General features: G+C 40.4%; 18 protein-coding genes. 12 read left to right on the forward strand and 6 right to left on the reverse strand.

All coding sequences use genetic code 11. The annotated features are described in order from the left end of the window. The first annotated feature begins 84 nt into the window (after positions 1–84). From trmB to arcA, 5 genes are all read left to right on the forward strand, one after another. Positions 85–810 carry a tRNA (guanosine(46)-N7)-methyltransferase TrmB gene (gene trmB, locus L1D46_RS02960; protein WP_130050839.1) on the forward strand — a complete coding sequence of 242 codons (726 nt, stop codon included), beginning with the start codon at positions 85–87 and terminating at the stop codon, positions 808–810. A 17-nt stretch (positions 811–827) separates the two neighbouring features. Next, on the forward strand, positions 828–1856 hold the full coding sequence (gene rsmC / locus L1D46_RS02965) for a 16S rRNA (guanine(1207)-N(2))-methyltransferase RsmC (protein ID WP_130050838.1): 1029 nt from the start codon (positions 828–830) through the stop codon (positions 1854–1856). 118 nt (positions 1857–1974) lie between these two features. After that, positions 1975–3597, forward strand: a complete 1623-nt coding sequence (locus L1D46_RS02970; protein WP_130050837.1) for an ATP-binding protein — start codon at positions 1975–1977, stop codon at positions 3595–3597. Further along, entirely contained in the window at positions 3597–4118 is a 522-nt protein-coding gene (locus tag L1D46_RS02975) for a YfiR family protein (RefSeq protein ID WP_130050836.1), read from the forward strand. The genes L1D46_RS02970 and L1D46_RS02975 overlap by 1 nt, the downstream gene beginning before the upstream one ends. 105 nt (positions 4119–4223) lie before the next feature. Continuing rightward, positions 4224–4940: a two-component system response regulator ArcA gene (gene arcA, locus L1D46_RS02980; protein ID WP_054551295.1), complete on the forward strand. Its 717-nt coding sequence runs from the start codon at positions 4224–4226 to the stop codon at positions 4938–4940. Positions 4941–4946: 6 nt separating this feature from the next. On the opposite strand, the gene arcB is transcribed toward arcA, so the two are convergent. Continuing rightward, positions 4947–7274 (reverse strand): aerobic respiration two-component sensor histidine kinase ArcB, encoded by a 2328-nt coding sequence (gene arcB / locus L1D46_RS02985; protein ID WP_130050835.1) that lies wholly within the window; start codon positions 7272–7274, stop codon positions 4947–4949. A 174-nt stretch (positions 7275–7448) separates the two neighbouring features. On the opposite strand from arcB, the gene folE2 reads away from it, so the two are divergent. The 4 genes from folE2 to ampE all read left to right on the forward strand — a co-directional run bounded on the left by folE2 (position 7449) and on the right by ampE (position 10807). After that, the gene (folE2, locus tag L1D46_RS02990) at positions 7449–8369 is read left to right on the forward strand and encodes a GTP cyclohydrolase FolE2 (protein WP_130050834.1); all 921 of its coding nucleotides are present in this window, start codon (positions 7449–7451) and stop codon (positions 8367–8369) included. An 81-nt stretch (positions 8370–8450) separates the two neighbouring features. Next, positions 8451–9044 (forward strand): DUF2726 domain-containing protein, encoded by a 594-nt coding sequence (locus tag L1D46_RS02995; protein ID WP_130050833.1) that lies wholly within the window; start codon positions 8451–8453, stop codon positions 9042–9044. Between the two features lie 103 nt (positions 9045–9147). After that, on the forward strand, positions 9148–9855 hold the full coding sequence (mtnN, locus tag L1D46_RS03000; protein ID WP_239976762.1) for a 5'-methylthioadenosine/S-adenosylhomocysteine nucleosidase: 708 nt from the start codon (positions 9148–9150) through the stop codon (positions 9853–9855). A gap of 1 nt (position 9856) precedes the next feature. Beyond that, on the forward strand, positions 9857–10807 hold the full coding sequence (gene ampE / locus L1D46_RS03005; protein WP_130050831.1) for a regulatory signaling modulator protein AmpE: 951 nt from the start codon (positions 9857–9859) through the stop codon (positions 10805–10807). A gap of 61 nt (positions 10808–10868) precedes the next feature. On the opposite strand, the gene tyrS is transcribed toward ampE, so the two are convergent. Then, positions 10869–12068 carry a tyrosine--tRNA ligase gene (tyrS, locus tag L1D46_RS03010; RefSeq protein WP_130050830.1) on the reverse strand — a complete coding sequence of 400 codons (1200 nt, stop codon included), beginning with the start codon at positions 12066–12068 and terminating at the stop codon, positions 10869–10871. Between the two features lie 398 nt (positions 12069–12466). On the opposite strand from tyrS, the gene L1D46_RS03015 reads away from it, so the two are divergent. Next, positions 12467–13783, forward strand: coding sequence for a peptidoglycan DD-metalloendopeptidase family protein (locus tag L1D46_RS03015; RefSeq protein ID WP_239976763.1), 1317 nt, complete (start codon positions 12467–12469; stop codon positions 13781–13783). Positions 13784–13933: 150 nt separating this feature from the next. On the opposite strand, the gene L1D46_RS03020 is transcribed toward L1D46_RS03015, so the two are convergent. The 4 genes from L1D46_RS03020 to L1D46_RS03035 all read right to left on the reverse strand — a co-directional run bounded on the left by L1D46_RS03020 (position 13934) and on the right by L1D46_RS03035 (position 17387). Continuing rightward, on the reverse strand, positions 13934–14110 hold the full coding sequence (locus L1D46_RS03020) for a hypothetical protein (protein WP_165385086.1): 177 nt from the start codon (positions 14108–14110) through the stop codon (positions 13934–13936). Positions 14111–14207: 97 nt separating this feature from the next. Then, positions 14208–15338 (reverse strand): sodium ion-translocating decarboxylase subunit beta, encoded by a 1131-nt coding sequence (locus L1D46_RS03025; RefSeq protein WP_130050828.1) that lies wholly within the window; start codon positions 15336–15338, stop codon positions 14208–14210. A 12-nt stretch (positions 15339–15350) separates the two neighbouring features. Next, entirely contained in the window at positions 15351–17123 is a 1773-nt protein-coding gene (gene oadA / locus L1D46_RS03030; RefSeq protein ID WP_130050827.1) for a sodium-extruding oxaloacetate decarboxylase subunit alpha, read from the reverse strand. A gap of 15 nt (positions 17124–17138) precedes the next feature. Next, positions 17139–17387, reverse strand: coding sequence for an OadG family transporter subunit (locus L1D46_RS03035; RefSeq protein ID WP_130050826.1), 249 nt, complete (start codon positions 17385–17387; stop codon positions 17139–17141). Between the two features lie 534 nt (positions 17388–17921). Here L1D46_RS03035 and L1D46_RS03040 point away from each other — a divergent pair. Both L1D46_RS03040 and L1D46_RS03045 read left to right on the forward strand, forming a co-directional pair. Further along, positions 17922–18095 carry a DUF1328 family protein gene (locus L1D46_RS03040; protein ID WP_130050825.1) on the forward strand — a complete coding sequence of 58 codons (174 nt, stop codon included), beginning with the start codon at positions 17922–17924 and terminating at the stop codon, positions 18093–18095. 49 nt (positions 18096–18144) lie between these two features. Next, entirely contained in the window at positions 18145–18336 is a 192-nt protein-coding gene (locus L1D46_RS03045; protein WP_054551284.1) for a hypothetical protein, read from the forward strand. Positions 18337–18742: the final 406 nt, after the last annotated feature.

An 18742-nucleotide genomic window follows, 5' to 3' on the forward strand; every position in this document is an offset into this window, starting at 1 on the left:
GGCCCTGACTATTGTACTCAAGGCGCTGGTCAGGGATAATACGCAACCTTTTTCTATAGTCAGTGTTTTTATCAGGCCAAATTTATGAATGATTCAAGCAACCCAAACCTCGAGCAAGCAAAGCAAGAGGGTAAATATATCCGCACGATTCGTAGTTTCGTTAAGCGCGAAGGTCGCCTAACAAAAGGCCAAGCCGCCGCCATCGAAAAGTGTTGGCCAACGATGGGCCTTGAGCACAAAAATGGCATGCTAAACCTAGCTGAAGTGTTTGGTAACGATAACGATGTCGTACTAGAAATCGGCTTTGGCATGGGCAAATCGCTAGTTGAAATGGCTAAAAACGCACCTGAGCTTAACTTCATTGGTATTGAAGTTCACCGCCCGGGTGTGGGTGCCTGTTTAATGGATGCGGACGAAGCTGGTATAACAAACTTACGTGTATTCGAACACGATGCGGTTGAAGTGCTTGCTGATTGTATTGCTGATGAAAGCTTATCTAAGCTGCAATTATTCTTCCCTGATCCATGGCATAAAAAACGTCACCATAAGCGTCGTATTGTACAACCTGAGTTTGCGCAAAAATTACGTAGCAAGTTAAAAATTGGTGGTGTTTTCCATATGGCGACTGACTGGGAAAACTATGCTGAACATATGCTTGAAGTAATGCAAGTTGCTGAAGGTTACAAAAACCAGTCAGAAACTAACGATTATGTTCCTCGCCCAGACTCACGTCCACTGACAAAGTTTGAACAACGTGGTCACCGCTTAGGTCACGGCGTATGGGATCTAATGTTTGAGCGTACTAAGTAATAGAAGGTAAAAGCAACATGAGTAAGTTAACCAATCCAAGTTTATTATTGCTTCGAAATGAAGACGAACTTATTGGAAAATCGATTTTAGTGGTTAACTTTGAGCAAGATGGCTTTTTACACGAACTTAAAACACTCAATCCTGACTCAGTAATTACCGCGTTCAGCTATAACCACGCAAATTTCATGTATGCCAGCAAAATTGCCGGCGTACATGCTGTGGTTGATCACACTATTCCACATGGTAACTACGATTTAGTTATCTACTATTACCCTAAAGCTAAGCCAGAAGCACAAATGTGCCTTGATAACATCCGTGCTGTTTGTCATCAAGATGTACAACTTTTTGTGGTAGGTGAAAATAAAAGCGGTGTTAAATCAGCAGAGAAACAGCTAAAAGACCACTGTAATTTTAGTAACAAAATCGATAGTGCTAAGCACTGTATTTTGTATTTATTCTCTGAGCTTACGCTAAACGATAGCTTTGATATCAGCCGTTACCATAAGCAATTTCAGGTAAAAGCGGGCGAAGTCGAATTTACTGCGATCAGTGTGCCAGGGGTATTTAACCATGGTGCTCTTGATGTTGGTACTGCGGTACTTTTAAATAATGCGCCAAGTATTAGCAAGGGCAAAGTACTCGACTTTGCTTGCGGCGCCGGCATTATTGCTACTTACTTAGGTTTAAAGCAGCCTGAGCTTGAATTTGTTTGTAGCGATGTAAGTGCATTAGCAACTTATGCCACTGAGCAAACACTGGCGTTAAATCACCTTAAAGGCCAAACGGTATTGAGTGATGGCTTGGCAAATATTAATGGTAAGTTTGACTTAATCATCAGTAACCCGCCTTTCCATACCGGTATTGCTACAGACTACACCATTGCCGAAGCATTTCTTAGCTCAGCTAAGCAGCACTTAAGTAAACAAGGTCAGTTGACCATAGTTGCAAACAGCTTCTTAAAATACCCACCTATTTTAGAAGCGCAATTTGGCCAATACAGTACCGATTTCAAGAATACTAAATTTGCAGTTTACTCAGCTAAATAAAAGTTGAGTAAATAGCTTATTCGCAGTAAAAATATTTTTTAAAATATTTAGTTACTTTCAATTGTCTTTGCTAGACTAAACTCTTACTAATAACAAAAATTCAGGCCTTCAAAAGCGCATGCCGACATTTTCGACACAAACAAGTATTCGTAAAGCGTTGACCAATGCGGTAATGCTAGTTACTGCGTTATGTTTGTCTTTGTCTATTTCTATTTCGACTTACTTAGATGTCAAAGAGCAAAAAGCACTGATTGTCGATAAAATCTCTATTCTATCGAAAATAATCGCCTACAATGCACAAATCACCGTATTGTTTGATGATAACGAAACAGAATCTGAGCGCTTAAAATCATTTGAGTCTGTACCGCTCATTAAAAACATCCACATCTACTCAATCGATGAATTATCAAACGAACCAGTGTTTTTTAGTAGTTTTAATGCCAACCGAACACCACCTGTACCCATTAAAGTCGGTAGCATCGATAATTTATTAGAACCGCGTTTTAAAGATGAAGATATAGAGCTAATAACACCTATCGTATACGAAGGCGACACCATTGGTTACGTGTACGTTCGTGGCGGCTTAGATAGGCTAAACCAGTACATTAATCGTAAGATTATCATCGATATTTTGCTCACCTTATTTGTTCTAGTTCTGGTGTACTTTGTTGCTCGACGTATTCAAAAACGCATTGCAAACCCTATTGATGAGCTGAGTAACCTGCTGCAAGATGTATCGAAAAATCATAACTATGAAACTCGTGCGAAAAAAACCAATATTGATGAAATAAATCAACTTGCTGGCAGCTTAAACATCATGCTCGCGCGCACTAAAAAGCAAATTGAGCGCCACGAAAAAGACAAACAAGAGATTAAACAACTAAACCAAAGCCTTGAAGAAAAAGTAAACCAGCGCACAATCGCATTACGTGAGGCTAACCAAGAGCTACTCAACACCCTTGAGCGAATGCATCAATACCAAAACCAAATCGTCGAAAACGAAAAAATGGCGTCACTAGGCCAAATGGTTGCTGGCGTTGCCCATGAGGTAAATACACCTATTGGCTTGGGTATTACAGGCTCTACTCTACTCCGTGATAAACTCGCTGAAATTAATGCCCTATTTGAACAAAAAACTCTAACTTCAGCACACTTAAAACGCTTTATTAATGACGGCATTGAAAACTTAGACCTCATCTATCGCAACCTAAATCGCGCTGCTGAACTAGTTTCTAGCTTTAAGAAAGTTGCCGTTAATCAAGATGTCGAAGTCACCACCAAAATAAACTTAAATAATTTATTGAGCGATGTAGTGATGTCGATGCGCTCTGAAATTCAATACCGTAATCCAAAAATCACGATTAACTGCAACAATGATGTTAGTATTGAAACCAAATCTGGACCGTTACAACAAGTGCTACAACAGCTGTTAAGTAACTCGGTGATACATGCATTTAGTGACGATCAAAATAACGAAATCACCTTTAACGTTGAGCGCAACGAAAGTAGCTTGAGCATTCATTACTTTGATAATGGCCATGGTGTAGAAAAATCGATTCGAAAACGTATTTTTGACCCATTTGTGACGACTAAACGTGGTGAAGGTGGTAGTGGTTTAGGCATGCACTTGGTGTATAACCTAGTGACTCAAGCACTCGGTGGTAGCATCGTATACGATGAACTAGTCCAAGAAGGTACACACTTTATAATTACCCTGCCGTTGCAAGAAGGTGCAGCGTAATGAGATTAGTGAGTTGTATCTTATTAACTTTGCTTGTTGTGTGCCCGGTATCTGCAAAATCACCTGACCAGGTAAAATCGGCATTTTTGTATCAAATTGCCAAGTTCACTAAGTTTAATGAGCAAATGGATCCTCCACCTATTTCATTCTGTTTTTATGACTTAGATAAAGGCCCTGGTGCGTTTCTTAAAGATAGAAATGAACTGCAAATTAACAAAAAGCCAATCAAAGTTATATTAGTGAAAAAAACCCAGCAAATTTCTGAACTTTCTCAAGTTTGTGATATCACATACATTGATGAAACATTAGAAAATGATATACTTCCACTTTGGACCGATACAATTTCATTGGATACTTTAACGATAGGTGAAAGTATCAGCTTTTTAGAAAATGGCGGTATAGCCTCTCTGGTTCAAGAAGGAAATAAAATCCGACTGTATATCAATAAGCAGCACGTATTGCAGCATAACTTTAAAGTGCAATCTCGATTGTTAGCTATGGCTAAGTTTTATCCAAATTGATTTTACTTGTTAACAATTGGATCTAATCCTATAATCTCTAGTATTCGGTTTTGCTTGATAATACCGAATTTTTGTAAATAAAATTTCCGAAAAGGTTAATATACAATGCAAACGCCAGTCATTCTGATCGTAGAGGATGAAGACGTAACTCGACTAAACCTCGTTAGTTTATTTGAAGCTGAAGGTTACAAAGTTATTGAAGCCATTGATGGCGATGATATGCATGACAAGCTTACAAATAATGATGATGTGAACCTTGTAGTTATGGACATCAACCTACCAGGTAAAAACGGGCTAATCTTAGCGCGTGAATTACGTCAAAAACGTAACGTTGGTTTAATTTTCTTAACAGGTCGTGACAACGACGTTGATCGCATTTTAGGTCTTGAAATTGGTGCTGATGATTACATCACTAAACCTTTCAACCCTCGCGAATTAACTATTCGTGCTCGTAACCTTATTTCGCGCACAGCACTAGGTGGCGAAGAAGCGAATATCGAAACAAATGGTGTTATCACATTTAACGGTTGGGAACTTGATGAAAACAGCCGTTGTTTAACATCACCAAGTGGCGATGCGAAGCGTTTACCTAAAGGTGAATACCGCGCGCTACGCTTAATGCTTGACTCACCGGGCCGTATTTTCAGCCGTGAGCAATTAATCAAGCACATGACTGGTCGTGAGCTTCGCGCTAATGACCGTACTGTAGACGTAACGATTCGTCGTATCAGAAAACACTTTGAAAGCGATAACAGCACATCTGAGCTAATCAGCACCATCCATGGTGAAGGCTACCGCTTCATTGGTAAAATCGACAGCTAATTAGAATTAATCTTCTAACTGTTGCAAGAATAATTGGAGGGCTTCACGCCCTTCATTTATTTTAACTGCTAGTTCATCAAGCCACAGTTGTAACTCTTCACTACTTTCATCAAGCGCGCCGTGTTCCATCTTCTTAGCGTGTAACTGCACATCGTTTAAGCCTACAGAACCAGCCGCACCTTTTAATTTGTGTGCCACCGATTTGTACTCTTCTCTATCATCTGCCGCTAAGGCATCTGCCAGCTCAGTTTGGTACTGAGGGTTTAACTTATTAAATAACTCACAGCTACGATTAAATATAACCAGCCCCATAGAGCCTACAAAGTCTTCGATGGTTTCTATGTCGAGTAACTCAATGCGAATACCTGATAAATCTTTTTCAGTCACAGCTTTGATTGGCTCAGGCTGACAGTTTTTTTGCTGTTTGATATCAAATAGCTCGCCGAGCATTTTATCGAGTTTAGTGGTGTTGATAGGCTTGGCAAGTGCTCCTTGAATATTGATGCCAGCAAGCTCTTCTTCGGCGCTACGTACGTTGGCAGTCAAGGCGACGATTGGCAGCTTATCAAAGTGTTCATCGTCACGAATTTGACGAGCTACTTCATCACCATTGATATCAGGTAATTGCATATCAAGCAGAACTAGATCTAAGTCATCTTCTGTATAGACAAACGACAGCGCATCTTCACCAGTTTCAGCCCAAATAACTTCGTGCCCTCGCTGCTCAAGTAAGTTAGTAGCTATTTCAGCATTTAACGGCACATCTTCCACTAAAAGAATGTTTAAGCTACGAACTGCATAACTTTGCTCTGTAGGCGCAATACATAACTGAAGCGGTATTTCGACTACAAAAACACTGCCCTCACCTTCTGTACTGCTGACATTAATTTCACCTTTCATCGCGCTAACGAGTGCTTTCGTTACCGCAAGGCCGATACCAGAGCCAATGGCATTAGTACCATTGATATCAGGTGCTTTATAGTACATGTCAAAAATACGGTGTAGTTGCTCTTGCGGAATACCCTGCCCTGTATCACTGACTCGCATAACTAACCACGGACCATCGGCACGATTCTCACGACGACATTCAAGTTCAACATGGCCTTGTTGAGTAAACTTAACCGCATTGTTGATAAGGTTCCAAACAACTTGGCGTAAACGAGTTGGGTCGAGCGATGCGTAAACATCCAGCGTACCTTTGCGCTTAATATTGAACTCTAGCCCTTTTTGTTCAGCAATCAGACCGGCAAAGTTCACTACATCATTAATAAAGTCGGCCACGTTGACTGAGTCGGCAACAATATCGAGCTGCTCACGGTCAATTTTATCTAAATCAATAATATCGTTAAAAATATTACCAAGGGTTTCGGCACTCGAAAATACCGTGTTACACCAGCTACGTTGCTGTTTATCTAGTTCAGTATCAAGTAGCATGCGGGTTAAACCCACAATACCGTTAAGCGGCGTTCTTAACTCATGACTTAAAGTCGCAATGAACTTACCTTTATCTTTATAGGCTGCTTCAAGTGCTTGTGCTGCTTCTTTACGACTGGTGATATCACGTCCAAAAGCAAGTAAACCAATGTACTCACCTTTTTCATTAATAAAGGGTAACTTACGCATTTCAAACCAACGCTTTTCACCCCCTACTGGATATTCAACATCAAGAGTGAGAGCTTGGTGAGTTTGTGATACCTTTTTGTCGGTGCGCAGTACCTCAGGTAAATAATCACTTGGGTAGATTTCTTCAACACTTTTACCTATTAACTCATCGCTGCTTTTCCCTATCACTTGTTCGAACATTTTATTACAGCCAGCAAATACGCCGTTGTTGTCGCGGTAATAAAACAAATCGGGAGACGAGTCGACAATAGAGCGCAATAACATACCTTGTTGTGCAAGCTCTTGTTGGGTTTTCTTACGCTCGGCAATTTCACGCCTGAGTTCTTCAATTGCTCTGTGTTTGGCATGAAACGCCATTTTACGCTCATCAATCTCTTCATTTAAGCGACTGATATTGTCTTTTAGCGTTTGGTTGAGTAGTTTTTCTTGTTTGGTTGCGCTATCTAGATAGCTGTAAGAGGCTTCTAACTGACGAATTGAGTTAAGCAGCACAGTAATTAAAATCGGCGATACCACCGCAGTGAAGAACATCACCGCCAAAACATCAACTAAAGTCACCGTACCGACTGCTACATAATAAAACATGCACGATAAGATCAGCGACATGACCAATAATAAGGCATAACATGCGGCGGCAGTTTTAAACTCACCGTATTTAGAAATAAAGCTTGAGAGTGTGCGAGCCCACGGACTCAAAGAAGAATCAATCATATATTAAAGCTTAGGCACATAATCGAAAAAAAACAGCATAGCTGATTTTATCACTATTCCTTTAGAAATATTCATATTGTGCGATAAACATAGAATTTTTTCATCAACGCCGCTTTTTTATATTTTTTCATGTAAAATACCGCGCTTTAATAATTGCAAAGAATGAGTATTACCATGCAAACCACGATGCCAGATATTGCTGATACGGCTCCCGCCCTACAAACAGGTAAATTAGACTGGGTTGGCATGGGCGAAATTGAACTTCCTTTCATTTTTGAAACTCGCAATATTGCCCCTGTAAATGTAATTGCCAAGGCACGAGCTTTTGTAAACTTGCATAAAGAAGACGCGAAAGGCATTCACATGTCGCGTTTATTTTTAGCGTTAGACACTTTATCAACCGAGCAGCAAGTTAATCCACAAACACTTGCCCAAGCACTTGATGCCTTTATTAGTAGTCATGATGATTTAAGTGACCAAGCACAAATCGAATTTAAATTTGAGCTGCCTTTACGTCGTAAATCTTTATTAAGTGGCAAAGTGGGTTGGAAAAACTACCCTATTCACCTAATCGCGAAGATCAACCAAGGTGTTTTAAGCTTTGAGTTAATGGTTGATGTAACTTACTCGTCAACATGCCCATGTTCAGCAGCCCTTGCTCGTCAATTAATTCAAAATGCGTTTAGCGAAAAGTTTGCAGAGCAAAATGTTGATAAGCAAACTGTTTTAGAATGGCTAGGCACAACTGACGGAATTGTTGCTACACCACACTCACAGCGTTCAATTGCAAACGTGAAAGTAAAACTCGATAGTAACGTTGACAGTTTTGATGTGGTTGGCTTAATTGATGCGTTAGAAGCTGAGCTAAAAACACCTGTGCAAGCGGCAGTTAAACGTGAAGATGAGCAAGAATTTGCCCGCTTAAATGGTCAAAACTTAATGTTCTGCGAAGATGCTGCACGTAAAATTAAAGGCTTACTTGAACAGCATAACTACGCAGATTATTGGTTGCAAATCAATCACTACGAATCACTTCATGCCCATGACGCAGTAGCAATCGCAGTTAAAGGGATTGCAGGCGGATACACAGCTTAAAAATTTCGAGTACCTCCACACACTTAGGCACGCTAATTGCTTTTAATTTTCAGTGTCAATTTGTTGTTGTGGAGTTACCGTATGGAATTCGCTTTATTATCAATTTTAGTTTTAGTCGTAGTAGCCTCTGTTGTTGCGTCGAAGTTTACCGATGAAGGCGGAAACCCCTATCCTTTCACTCGTAAGCAAACTGTTTTTACGCAAGTTGAGAGTGCTTTTTTACATCTTCTTGAACGTGCTGTAGGCGATCAATATAAAATCGTAAGCCGCGTTAAACTGATTGATTTAATCGACTGTAAACAAGGTTTATCGGTAAAAGCTAAACGCGCAGCGATGGCTAAAGCCAAAAACAAACAGTTAGATTATGTACTTATCGACAAAGATAAACTAACTATTGTTGCCGCTGTTGATTTGGTAAATAACACCAACCGCGACGGCCACAAAGCTCAACGAGATTGGTTTGTTAGCGGCGCATTAGAAGCTGCAGGCATTCCACATATTCGTATGAAGGTAAAATCAGGTTATCAACCAAGAGAAGTACGTGATGCAATCATGTTTAAGCTTGGTAAACCTGCAGCAGCACCAGTTAGACCCGCACGTAACCGCGTAACTAAACCAGCCGTGTTGTCACCATCACAAGCAAAAGCACACTCAACGGCGCTCGCTGAAATCTAGCCTGTCATAATATTGGCAAAAGCAGACTTTAAAGTCTGCTTTTTTGTTTGTTTTAGCTGTTTTTAGGTATAATCATTCTATTCAATCTAAGGAATCAAATATTATGCACGTTGGTATTATTGGCGCGATGGAGCCAGAAGTAAAAATCTTACGCGAAGCGATGGCAAACCCAAGCATCATGACTAAAGCTGGTTTTACATTTTACACCGGTGAATTAGCGGGTAACACTGTTACTTTAGTTCAATCTGGCATTGGTAAAGTAGCTTCTGCAGTAGCAACAACACTACTAATCGATAACTTCAGCCCAGATTGTGTGATCAACACAGGTTCTGCAGGTGGTTTTGAACCGTCACTAAATGTAGGCGATGTGGTTATCTCTTCAGAAGTGCGCCATCACGATGTAGACGTTACTGCATTTGGTTACGAAATTGGCCAAGTACCACAAATGCCAGCAAGCTTTGCTGCTCACCCTAAACTGATTGAAGCGGCAGAGCAAAGCGTAAACCAAATCAGCGATGTTAAAACCATGATTGGCCTAATTTGTACCGGTGATTCATTTATGTGTGACCCAGTACGAATTGAAAAAACACGCGCTGAATTCCCAACGATGCTTGCTGTAGAAATGGAAGGTGCGGCAATTGCTCAAGCTTGCCACGTATTAGAAACACCATTTGTTGTGATTCGTTCAATGTCTGACATTGCTGGTAAAGAATCGCCGCAATCATTTGAAGAGTATATCGAAACTGCATCTATCAACTCTTCTAAAATGGTGGTTGCTCTACTTGAAAAACTGACGTCGGTGAGTTTATAAGGTGATTACAAATATTGTTCAAAACCATTTGGACATTATTGTATTTTTTGTAGCGCTCTTAGCTGAGCGCTTCTTTCCTTTGGTTAGTTGGTATCATCCAAACACCTTTTTAACCGTTATTTTCTCTGCACTCGGCGAGCGTTTATACAACCCAACGAACCCCAAAAGCTATCAGTATTTAGCCTCAACTTTGGCTTTTACACTCACTATTTTAGTGATAGTGACATTGATCGTGCTGTTTTTAGAGTTTGCTTTTTACCCTGAGTTATTAAATGGCTTAATTCTATATTTGTTACTCAGTAGCCGCGCTCAAGAGAAGAAATCTTTACGTATTGCCAGATTACTCAAGCTCAATCAAAAAGCGACAGCTAGAGAGCTACTAGCTAGCCTCGTTGCCCGTGATGTATCACGTTTATCGGATCCTGGAATTTGCAAAGCAACGATGGAGTCACTGGTGCTACAAAGTGCACGGCATTATTTTGCCGTTATTTTCTTTTATATACTTGGCGGCGCTATCCTTGCTTTGGTTTATCGCTTACTCACATTAATTCATCAAGCATGGCGAAAAAACCGCAAACCCGACAACCCGTTTTTGGCTCCCATTGCTAAGCTCCTGTTTGTATTGGAGTGGCTACCCACTCGATTAGTAGCATTAACGATTGCAGCAACCAATGCCAGCAAGCAATGTATTCATTATATAAAACACTATGGCAGACACTTTTATCAAACCAATACAGGGTGGCTGTTGAGTGTTACATCGGCTGCTTTGCAAGTGCAGTTAGGTGGCCCTGCCCTATACCAAGGTGAGCGCTTTAATAAAATGCGTGTTGGTACCGATCGCCTACCAAATGCTGATGATATTCCCGCATTAGTCAATCGTTTAAATCAAGCGAAAGCATTTTGGTTACTGCTTATAGTCGGGATTGAAGTAATTAGCCTATTCACAAACTAATCAAAATATAAGCACAAAAAAACCAGCCGCAGCTGGTTTTTTTATTCTGTAGCTTATTTAATTAAGCTAAGGTGATTTTAGCAAACTTACGCTTACCTACTTGGTAAATCTGTGTTGTACCTTTAGCAACTTCAAGCTTAGTATCCGTTACTTTTTCTTCACCATTAATCTTTACAGCGCCTTGCTTAATCATACGCATTGCTTCTGATGTACTTGCTACAAGGTTAGCTTCTTTTAATAAATTAGTGATGAACACAGTGTCTTCAGCAATCGTTACTGTTACTTCAGGGATCTCATCTGGTAATGCATTCTTTTGGAAACGCTTGATAAAATCTTGATGAGCGCCTTCAGCTGCTTCTTCACTGTGGAAGCGAGCAATCATTTCTTTCGCTAGCTCAATCTTGATGTCGCGTGGGTTCGCACCATCAGCAACACGCTGTTTAAGTGCAGCAATTTCTTCGATTGATAAGGCACTTAATAAGTCATAGTAACGCCACATTAGCTCATCGCTAATAGACATGACTTTACCAAACATATCGTTAGGCTCATCAGTAATACCAATGTAGTTACCTAATGACTTAGACATTTTTTGAACGCCATCAGTACCTTCAAGCAGTGGCATCATTAATACTGTTTGTGGCTTCTGACCTTCATCTTTTTGTAATTCACGACCCATTAATAGGTTAAAGCGTTGGTCTGTACCGCCAAGCTCTACATCAGCTTCTAATGCAACAGAATCCCAACCTTGTACCAGTGGATATAAAAATTCGTGGATAGCAATTGATTGACCGCCGGCATAACGCTTTTTAAAGTCATCACGTTCTAGCATACGTGCTACTGTTTGACGCGCAGCCAATTTAATCATACCTGCAGCACCGAGGTTCTCCATCCAAGTAGAGTTGAACGCAACAGTAGTTTTAGCAGGGTCAAGTATCTTAAATACTTGCTCTTTATATGTTTCAGCGTTAGCTAGAACATCTTCACGAGTTAACGGTTTACGTGTTACGTTTTTACCCGTTGGATCGCCAATCATACCGGTGAAATCACCGATTAAGAAAATTACTTCATGACCTAGATCTTGGAAGGTTTTCATTTTGTTGATAAGAACTGTATGACCTAAATGCAGATCAGGCGCAGTTGGATCGAAACCCGCTTTGATCTTAAGTTTCTTACCCGACTTTAGCTTTTCAACTAATTCGTCTTCAATTAATATCTCTTCTGCACCGCGTTTTATCTCAGCTAGAGCGGTTTGTAAATCCACTGTGTATTACTCCAAAAATTCAGCTACCGGGGCGTGGTGGCCTGTCAGGGTTATAAATATAGAGCTAAAAACTTTAAAATTTAGCTAGTTAGCACCAAAAAGCGACACTAGAAAAAAGCCTAACTTAAATAGTTTAAGAAACAGCCCTGAAGGCAGCGCGCATGATTGTTCTTTATACCGCGTTATTGCAATTTTATGAAGGTACTTTAGTTAACTAATCTAGATTTAGTTTAACCATAGGCATCTGCTGCAATTTCAACCAAAAAAGTTTAACGCGCAGGCCAATTCTAGCGTAAAATAGCGCCAGTTTAAATCTACAAAACACTGGTATTTGCTCTATTTTAGGTATATCCTGCGATATTAGTATTTAAATTTCTTGACAGCAGAAAAGGCACGATATGGTTCACGTAGTGCACAAACTTCCCAAAAAACACAAACTGCTTATTCTCGGTTTGGTTTCTGCTATTGTCGGCTTGGCATTATTGCCTTCTGAAAAAGCCACCGCATCAAAGGACAACAGTGCGAACGCACTTGAAATTGGCAAACGCTACGAATTACAAGTTAAAGTTGATGATAACGAAAAACTAACTGAGCTAAATTCGGAGCAAGCAGCAGCAAAACTTCCAGAATACGAGCTTATCGACCATGAAGTACGTAATGGCGATAATTTAGCACTTATATTCAAACGTGCGGGTTTCTCAGCGCAAACATTACACAAACTAGTTAATACCAACGCTGAAACTCGTAAGTTAACAAAAATTCACCCAGGCGAAGTCTTAAGCTTTGCAACGGCCGAAGATGGCTCTCTAGCGCAGCTTCGTTATGTGATTTCAAAAACAGATACCTTATACGTTACATTAAATGACGAAGGTAACTACGACACCGCTATTGATAGCAAAGAAATCGAAACGCTAAGTAAATCAGCTGGCGGTGAGATCTCTAATAGTTTTTGGACGTCTGGTATTGCCGCTGGTTTAAGCGAGCGTCAAATTATGAATTTTGCTGACATCTTCGGTTGGGATGTCGACTTCGCTAATGACATTCGTAAAGGTGACCAATTTGGTCTTATTTACGAAGCTCACTATGTTGATGGTGAGTACATTGGTGATGGTAAAATTATTGCCGCAGAATTTATTAATCAAGGCGAGCGTTATACCGCTATTCGCCATACAGATGGTAACTTCTACACACCTGAAGGCCGTAGCATGAAAAAAGCCTTCTTACGTGCGCCAGTTAACTTTAAGTATATTAGCTCGAGCTTTAATCCTCGCCGCTTACACCCTGTGACTAAGACGGTAAAACCACATAATGGTATTGATTACGCTGCACGTACAGGTACGCCAGTGGTTTCATCGGGTAATGGTAAAGTAATTAAAGCTGGTTATAGTAAGTACAATGGTAACTACGTATTTATTAGCCATGGCACACAGTATGTGACTAAATACTTACACTTAAACAAGAAAATGGTTAGAACAGGCCAAAAAGTGAAGCAAGGCCAAAAAATTGGTACCGTTGGTGCGACAGGCCGCGTAACAGGCCCACACTTACACTATGAATTCTTAGTAAACGGTGTGCACCGTAATCCGAAAACAGTCAAACTACCTAAATCAGAGCCTTTACCGCGCGATGAGCTAGCTAAGTTTAAACCAATTGCTGATAACTTCTTAGCGCAATTACAGCGTAATAGAGAGTTACAACTAGCGTTAAATAAGTAGCTAAGTAAACATAATAAAGCCGCTTCAATTGAAGCGGCTTTTTCGTTTCTGAGACAATTCAAGATAAAACGGTTATGGCGTTATCAAACTAAACTTATTGCCGACTCTATTCATACCTTAAATTAAACACGCTCATTACCGATACAATTATTATCTTAATAATACATAGATAAGCTGAATAATTAGCGAAATCATCACTAGTGGCCAAATATACTTTGCATATTTAGTTGCGCCATCAAGCCCCATTTTAGACTGATACTTTTCAAGTAGCGGTATTAGAATAACCAAGGCAACAAAAAGGCAGAGTAAGATAATAAAAATATTCATGATGGCTTCCTTACACAAGAATCATTTAACTACCTAGTCTATAGACAAAAAAAAGCGCAGTAAAATTACTGCGCCAGTCGGTTGGAAGTAAATCGACTTAGCCAACAATAGCTAACAGAATACCTGCTGCAACGGCACTTCCTAATACCCCTGCTACGTTTGGCCCCATGGCATGCATTAACAAGAAGTTATGCGGGTTGCTCTCAAGACCAACCTTATTAACCACACGTGCTGCCATTGGTACCGCTGATACACCTGCTGCGCCCACTAATGGGTTGATTGGCGATTTAGAGATCTTATTAAGCCCTTTTGCCATAAACACACCTGAAGCTGTACCTATCGCAAAGGCCAAAGCACCTAACACCAAAATACCTATTGTTTCTACGGTTAAGAACTTATCTGCCGCAAGCTTTGAGCCCACCGCTAAGCCTAAGAAAATGGTGGTAATGTTGATGATTTCGTTTTGTGCACTATTACTTAAACGATCAACCACGCCCGATTCACGCATCAAGTTACCCAAGCAAAACATACCTACCAGAGGTGTTGCAGCTGGTAAAAACAAGATGGTTAAACTCAACACCATTAACGGGAAAACAATTTTCTCTTTCTTCGATACAGTACGAAGTTGCGGCATTTGAATTTCACGCTCTTCTTGTGTTGTTAGTGCACGCATAATTGGCGGCTGAATAATTGGCACCAATGCCATGTATGAATAAGCCGCAACTGCGATTGCACCAAGTAAATCAGGCGCTAACTTAGATGCTAAGAAAATAGCTGTTGGACCATCTGCACCACCAATTATGGCAATCGCAGATGCATCTTGTAGTGTAAATTCAAAGCCAGGAATAAAGTTAAGTAGTATTGCACCAAATAGAGTAGCAAAAATACCAAACTGTGCAGCCGCACCTAACAACAACATACGAGGGTTTGCTATCAAGGCACTAAAGTCTGTAAGCGCACCAACCCCCATGAAGATCAAAAGTGGGAACACCCCAGAATCAATCCCGATGTGGTACACATAATAAAGTAACCCACCCGGCTCAGATAACCCGGCCACAGGGATATTCGTTAAAATAGCCCCAAAGCCAATAGGTAATAACAACAGTGGCTCAAAGTTACGTGCAATTGCTAAATAAAGTAACAAGCAACCAACCGCAATCATGATCAATGCCGCAAAGGTAAAATTAGCAATACCCGTGGCATGCCAGAGGTTTAAAACACCATCCATCCTCTGCATCTCCTATGCTAGCGCGATTAGCGCATCGCCAGTGGCAACAGAGTCACCCTCAGCTACTAATACTTCTGCAATTGTACCTGAGTGTACGGCGCGAACTTCTGTTTCCATTTTCATCGCTTCCATGATAATAACCACATCACCTTCATTTACTGTTTGGCCTGGTTTCACTTTCACTTTGAAAATATTACCAGCCAACGGCGCATTGAGTGTTTCGCCTGCTGACGCTGAAGCAGACTGAGGAATTAATTCACTGTCTTTTAAAGTTACTTCTTTAAGCTCACCACCTTGTGCTACGACGACATCGTAAACTTTACCATCAACTTTAACGCTGTATTGCTCCGCTTTTACAGGGCTTGAAGAAGCAGGTTTGCTTTCAGACTTGGCAACTTCACCTGTTGGAATTGCTTCAAACGCATCTGGGTTGTTGCGGTTTTTAATAAATTTAAGGCCTATTTGTGGGAATAATGCATATGTAAGTACATCATCAATCACGTCATCAGCAAGTTCTAAACCTTGCTCTTTGGCTTCACTTAATAACTCAGCTTCAAGTTTCTCAAGTTCAGGCTCTAATTTATCTGCAGGACGACAAGTAATTGCCTCTGCGCCTTCTAGCACTCGTTCTTGCAGCTCTTTATTCATAGGTGCAGGAGTGGCACCATATTCACCTTTGAGCACGCCCGCAGTTTCTTTAGTAATGGTTTTATAACGCTCGCCAGTTAATACGTTAAGTACCGCTTGGGTACCTACAATTTGCGAGGTTGGCGTAACCAAAGGAATAAAACCTAAGTCTTCACGAACACGTGGGATCTCAAGTAATACTTGATCAAGCTTATCAGCCGCGCCTTGTTCTTTAAGCTGGTTTTCCATGTTAGTTAACATGCCGCCAGGTACCTGTGCTAATAAGATGCGACCATCAACGCCTTTTAAGCTACCTTCAAAAGCAGCATATTTCTTACGTACATCACGGAAGTAAGCTGCAATTTCTTCTAATTGGTTTAAATCAAGGCCAGTATCTCGCTCTGTGCCTTCGACAATTGAAACTATTGTCTCCGTCGCGCTATGACCATAAGTCATACTCATTGACGAAATCGCCGTATCAAGCATATCAATACCTGCATCGATTGCTTTTTGATAAGTTGCAGTGCTTAAGCCAGTAGTAGCATGGCATTGCATCGCAATAGGAATAGACACGGTTTCTTTTAGGCCTTTGATCAACTGCTCACAATCATATGGCTTTAATAAACCTGCCATATCTTTAATACAAATCGAATGACAGCCAAGCTCTTCAAGCTGTTTTGCGAGTTTCAGCCACATATCAAGTGTATGTACAGGACTTACTGTGTATGAAATTGTACCTTGAGCGTGAGCTCCCACTTTAACAGCTGCTTTAATAGCAGTTTCAAGGTTTCGTACATCGTTCATCGCATCGAAAATACGAAATACATCAACCCCATTTTTGTGTGCTCGCTCGACAAACTTTTCGACCACATCATCAGCATAATGACGGTAGCCTAAAAGGTTTTGTCCACGAAGTAACATTTGCTGCTTAGTGTTTGGCATTGCAGCCTTTAGTTCGCGAATACGTTGCCAAGGATCTTCACCTAAATAACGGATACACGAGTCAAACGTTGCCCCCCCCCATGATTCAATTGACCAATAACCCGCATTGTCGAGTTTTTCGGCTATGGGTAGCATGTCGTCTAAGCGCATACGCGTTGCCAAAAGAGACTGGTGTGCGTCACGCAATACTAATTCGGTTAATTTTAATTTAGCCATGTTCGAGCTGCCCCGTTATTTTTGTTTATTTCGAAATTGAGCGATTGCAGCGCTTATTGCTGCAATATGTGCCTGAGGCACACCCTGTTGAGGTTGAATTTTTGCTGTTCGCGTAGGTTCTGCACTTGCTGGATCATCAAATCGACCCACTAGTTTTGACATTAAAGTGACTGCTGTAATCAGAATAGTCAGAAAAACAAACACGCCTACCATGCCTGTTACCATCAAACTGGCCGCAGTGGTGAGTAATCCACCTATATCCATACGACTCCCCTCGCTTACTTAAAATAAAAAGTTATTTTTGTTAAATAATTATGCACCAATAATAACAAACCAAAATCATTTGTATAGCACCATTGTAAATTGGTAAAACCAATTAATTTTAAAATAACATGCCGCACATATAATTAACACCCTACATTTCCATCATTCAAAGCCTCGATATAGATGATATAAATAGTCGATATAGCCATAAGTTATATGTTCAGCTATTAACTAAAAACCAGCAAGCGTCTAAAAACCACACACAACAAGGTGTTAGACTTTACCAACCAATAAAAAGTTAAATTGGTCTTACCAATACTGTGACAATCTGATGTTTTCCTCATGCAACTCAATATGAAAAAATATCACTATGAATAACTTACATGCTTACTCGTAAATGTTACCAAGTGATGAACATCTACCAGCATCACAAATAAAGGTAAACCATTGAAATAAAACAAGTAAAATATCTGGCACAGAACTCGCTTCAGTTACATCGAACTTTAGAAAATTTAAATAGCCAAGGAGACCATTATGTTACGCTGGACCATTACTTTTTTAGTTATCGCGTTAATCGCAGCAGTGTTAGGTTTTGGTGGTATCGCAGGAGCCGCTGCAGGCATCGCTAAAATTATCTTTTTTATATTTTTAGTACTACTAGTTATTTCACTGGTATCTGGAGCTCTTAGAGGTAACGCCCCTAAGTAGTTATAAGCAAATAACCACTTAATTTATTTTATTTACAAGGAATTTCGTTATGAAAAATTCAACTTTGAAAGCCGCTACTATCGCTCTATTTTCAGGTCTATTCATCATGGGTTGTGAAGATAACTCGGCAGAAGATGCAGGTGAGCGTATTGATGAAGCAATTACTGATACACAAAATGCTGTTGAAGACGCATGTGAAGAAGTAAAAGAAGGTGTTAACGCAGAAGAAACTAACTGCTAATCACAACACTTTATGAAGAAAGCGGCCAAGTGTCGCTTTTTTTGTGTATGCAAGTTAGCAAGTTAGCAAGTTAGCAAGTTAGCAAGTTAGCAAGTTAGCAAGTTAGCAAGTTAGCAACTCTAGGCTGCCTGCTGCTTGTGTCAAGGAGCTTGCTAACTTTACTCTTTCCCCCAGAAACACTCTAATTTGTTAGGTTTCGCTCCGTTTTGCCCTACGTCATATAGGTCGTCATTTATGGCGACACGTGTTTTATCACACATACGTGACGGGCTAAAGCCCGACTTACAGCCGCATAAATTGAGAGAATCGCGCGAAATAAATTTCACGCCTTCGCGGGGTAAACCCGCAGCTACCTTAAGCTCGTAACTTTACTCTTTCCCCTAGAAACTCGCTAACTTGTTGGGTT

It is taken from the genome of Pseudoalteromonas sp. Isolate3 (assembly GCF_022398505.1).
Classification (GTDB): domain Bacteria; phylum Pseudomonadota; class Gammaproteobacteria; order Enterobacterales; family Alteromonadaceae; genus Pseudoalteromonas; species Pseudoalteromonas apostichopi.

Coding starts and splice junctions, on each gene's coding strand:
- mtnN (WP_239976762.1), top strand. CDS start 9,148: ATGCACGTTGGTATTATTGGCGCGATGGAGCCAGAAGTAAAAATCTTA.
- trmB (WP_130050839.1), top strand. CDS start 85: ATGAATGATTCAAGCAACCCAAACCTCGAGCAAGCAAAGCAAGAGGGT.
- L1D46_RS02975 (WP_130050836.1), top strand. CDS start 3,597: ATGAGATTAGTGAGTTGTATCTTATTAACTTTGCTTGTTGTGTGCCCG.
- L1D46_RS03035 (WP_130050826.1), bottom strand. CDS start 17,387: ATGGATATAGGTGGATTACTCACCACTGCGGCCAGTTTGATGGTAACA.
- folE2 (WP_130050834.1), top strand. CDS start 7,449: ATGCAAACCACGATGCCAGATATTGCTGATACGGCTCCCGCCCTACAA.
- L1D46_RS03020 (WP_165385086.1), bottom strand. CDS start 14,110: ATGAATATTTTTATTATCTTACTCTGCCTTTTTGTTGCCTTGGTTATT.
- arcA (WP_054551295.1), top strand. CDS start 4,224: ATGCAAACGCCAGTCATTCTGATCGTAGAGGATGAAGACGTAACTCGA.
- L1D46_RS02970 (WP_130050837.1), top strand. CDS start 1,975: ATGCCGACATTTTCGACACAAACAAGTATTCGTAAAGCGTTGACCAAT.
- L1D46_RS03025 (WP_130050828.1), bottom strand. CDS start 15,338: ATGGATGGTGTTTTAAACCTCTGGCATGCCACGGGTATTGCTAATTTT.
- oadA (WP_130050827.1), bottom strand. CDS start 17,123: ATGGCTAAATTAAAATTAACCGAATTAGTATTGCGTGACGCACACCAG.
- arcB (WP_130050835.1), bottom strand. CDS start 7,274: ATGATTGATTCTTCTTTGAGTCCGTGGGCTCGCACACTCTCAAGCTTT.
- rsmC (WP_130050838.1), top strand. CDS start 828: ATGAGTAAGTTAACCAATCCAAGTTTATTATTGCTTCGAAATGAAGAC.
- L1D46_RS03015 (WP_239976763.1), top strand. CDS start 12,467: ATGGTTCACGTAGTGCACAAACTTCCCAAAAAACACAAACTGCTTATT.
- L1D46_RS03040 (WP_130050825.1), top strand. CDS start 17,922: ATGTTACGCTGGACCATTACTTTTTTAGTTATCGCGTTAATCGCAGCA.
- L1D46_RS02995 (WP_130050833.1), top strand. CDS start 8,451: ATGGAATTCGCTTTATTATCAATTTTAGTTTTAGTCGTAGTAGCCTCT.
- L1D46_RS03045 (WP_054551284.1), top strand. CDS start 18,145: ATGAAAAATTCAACTTTGAAAGCCGCTACTATCGCTCTATTTTCAGGT.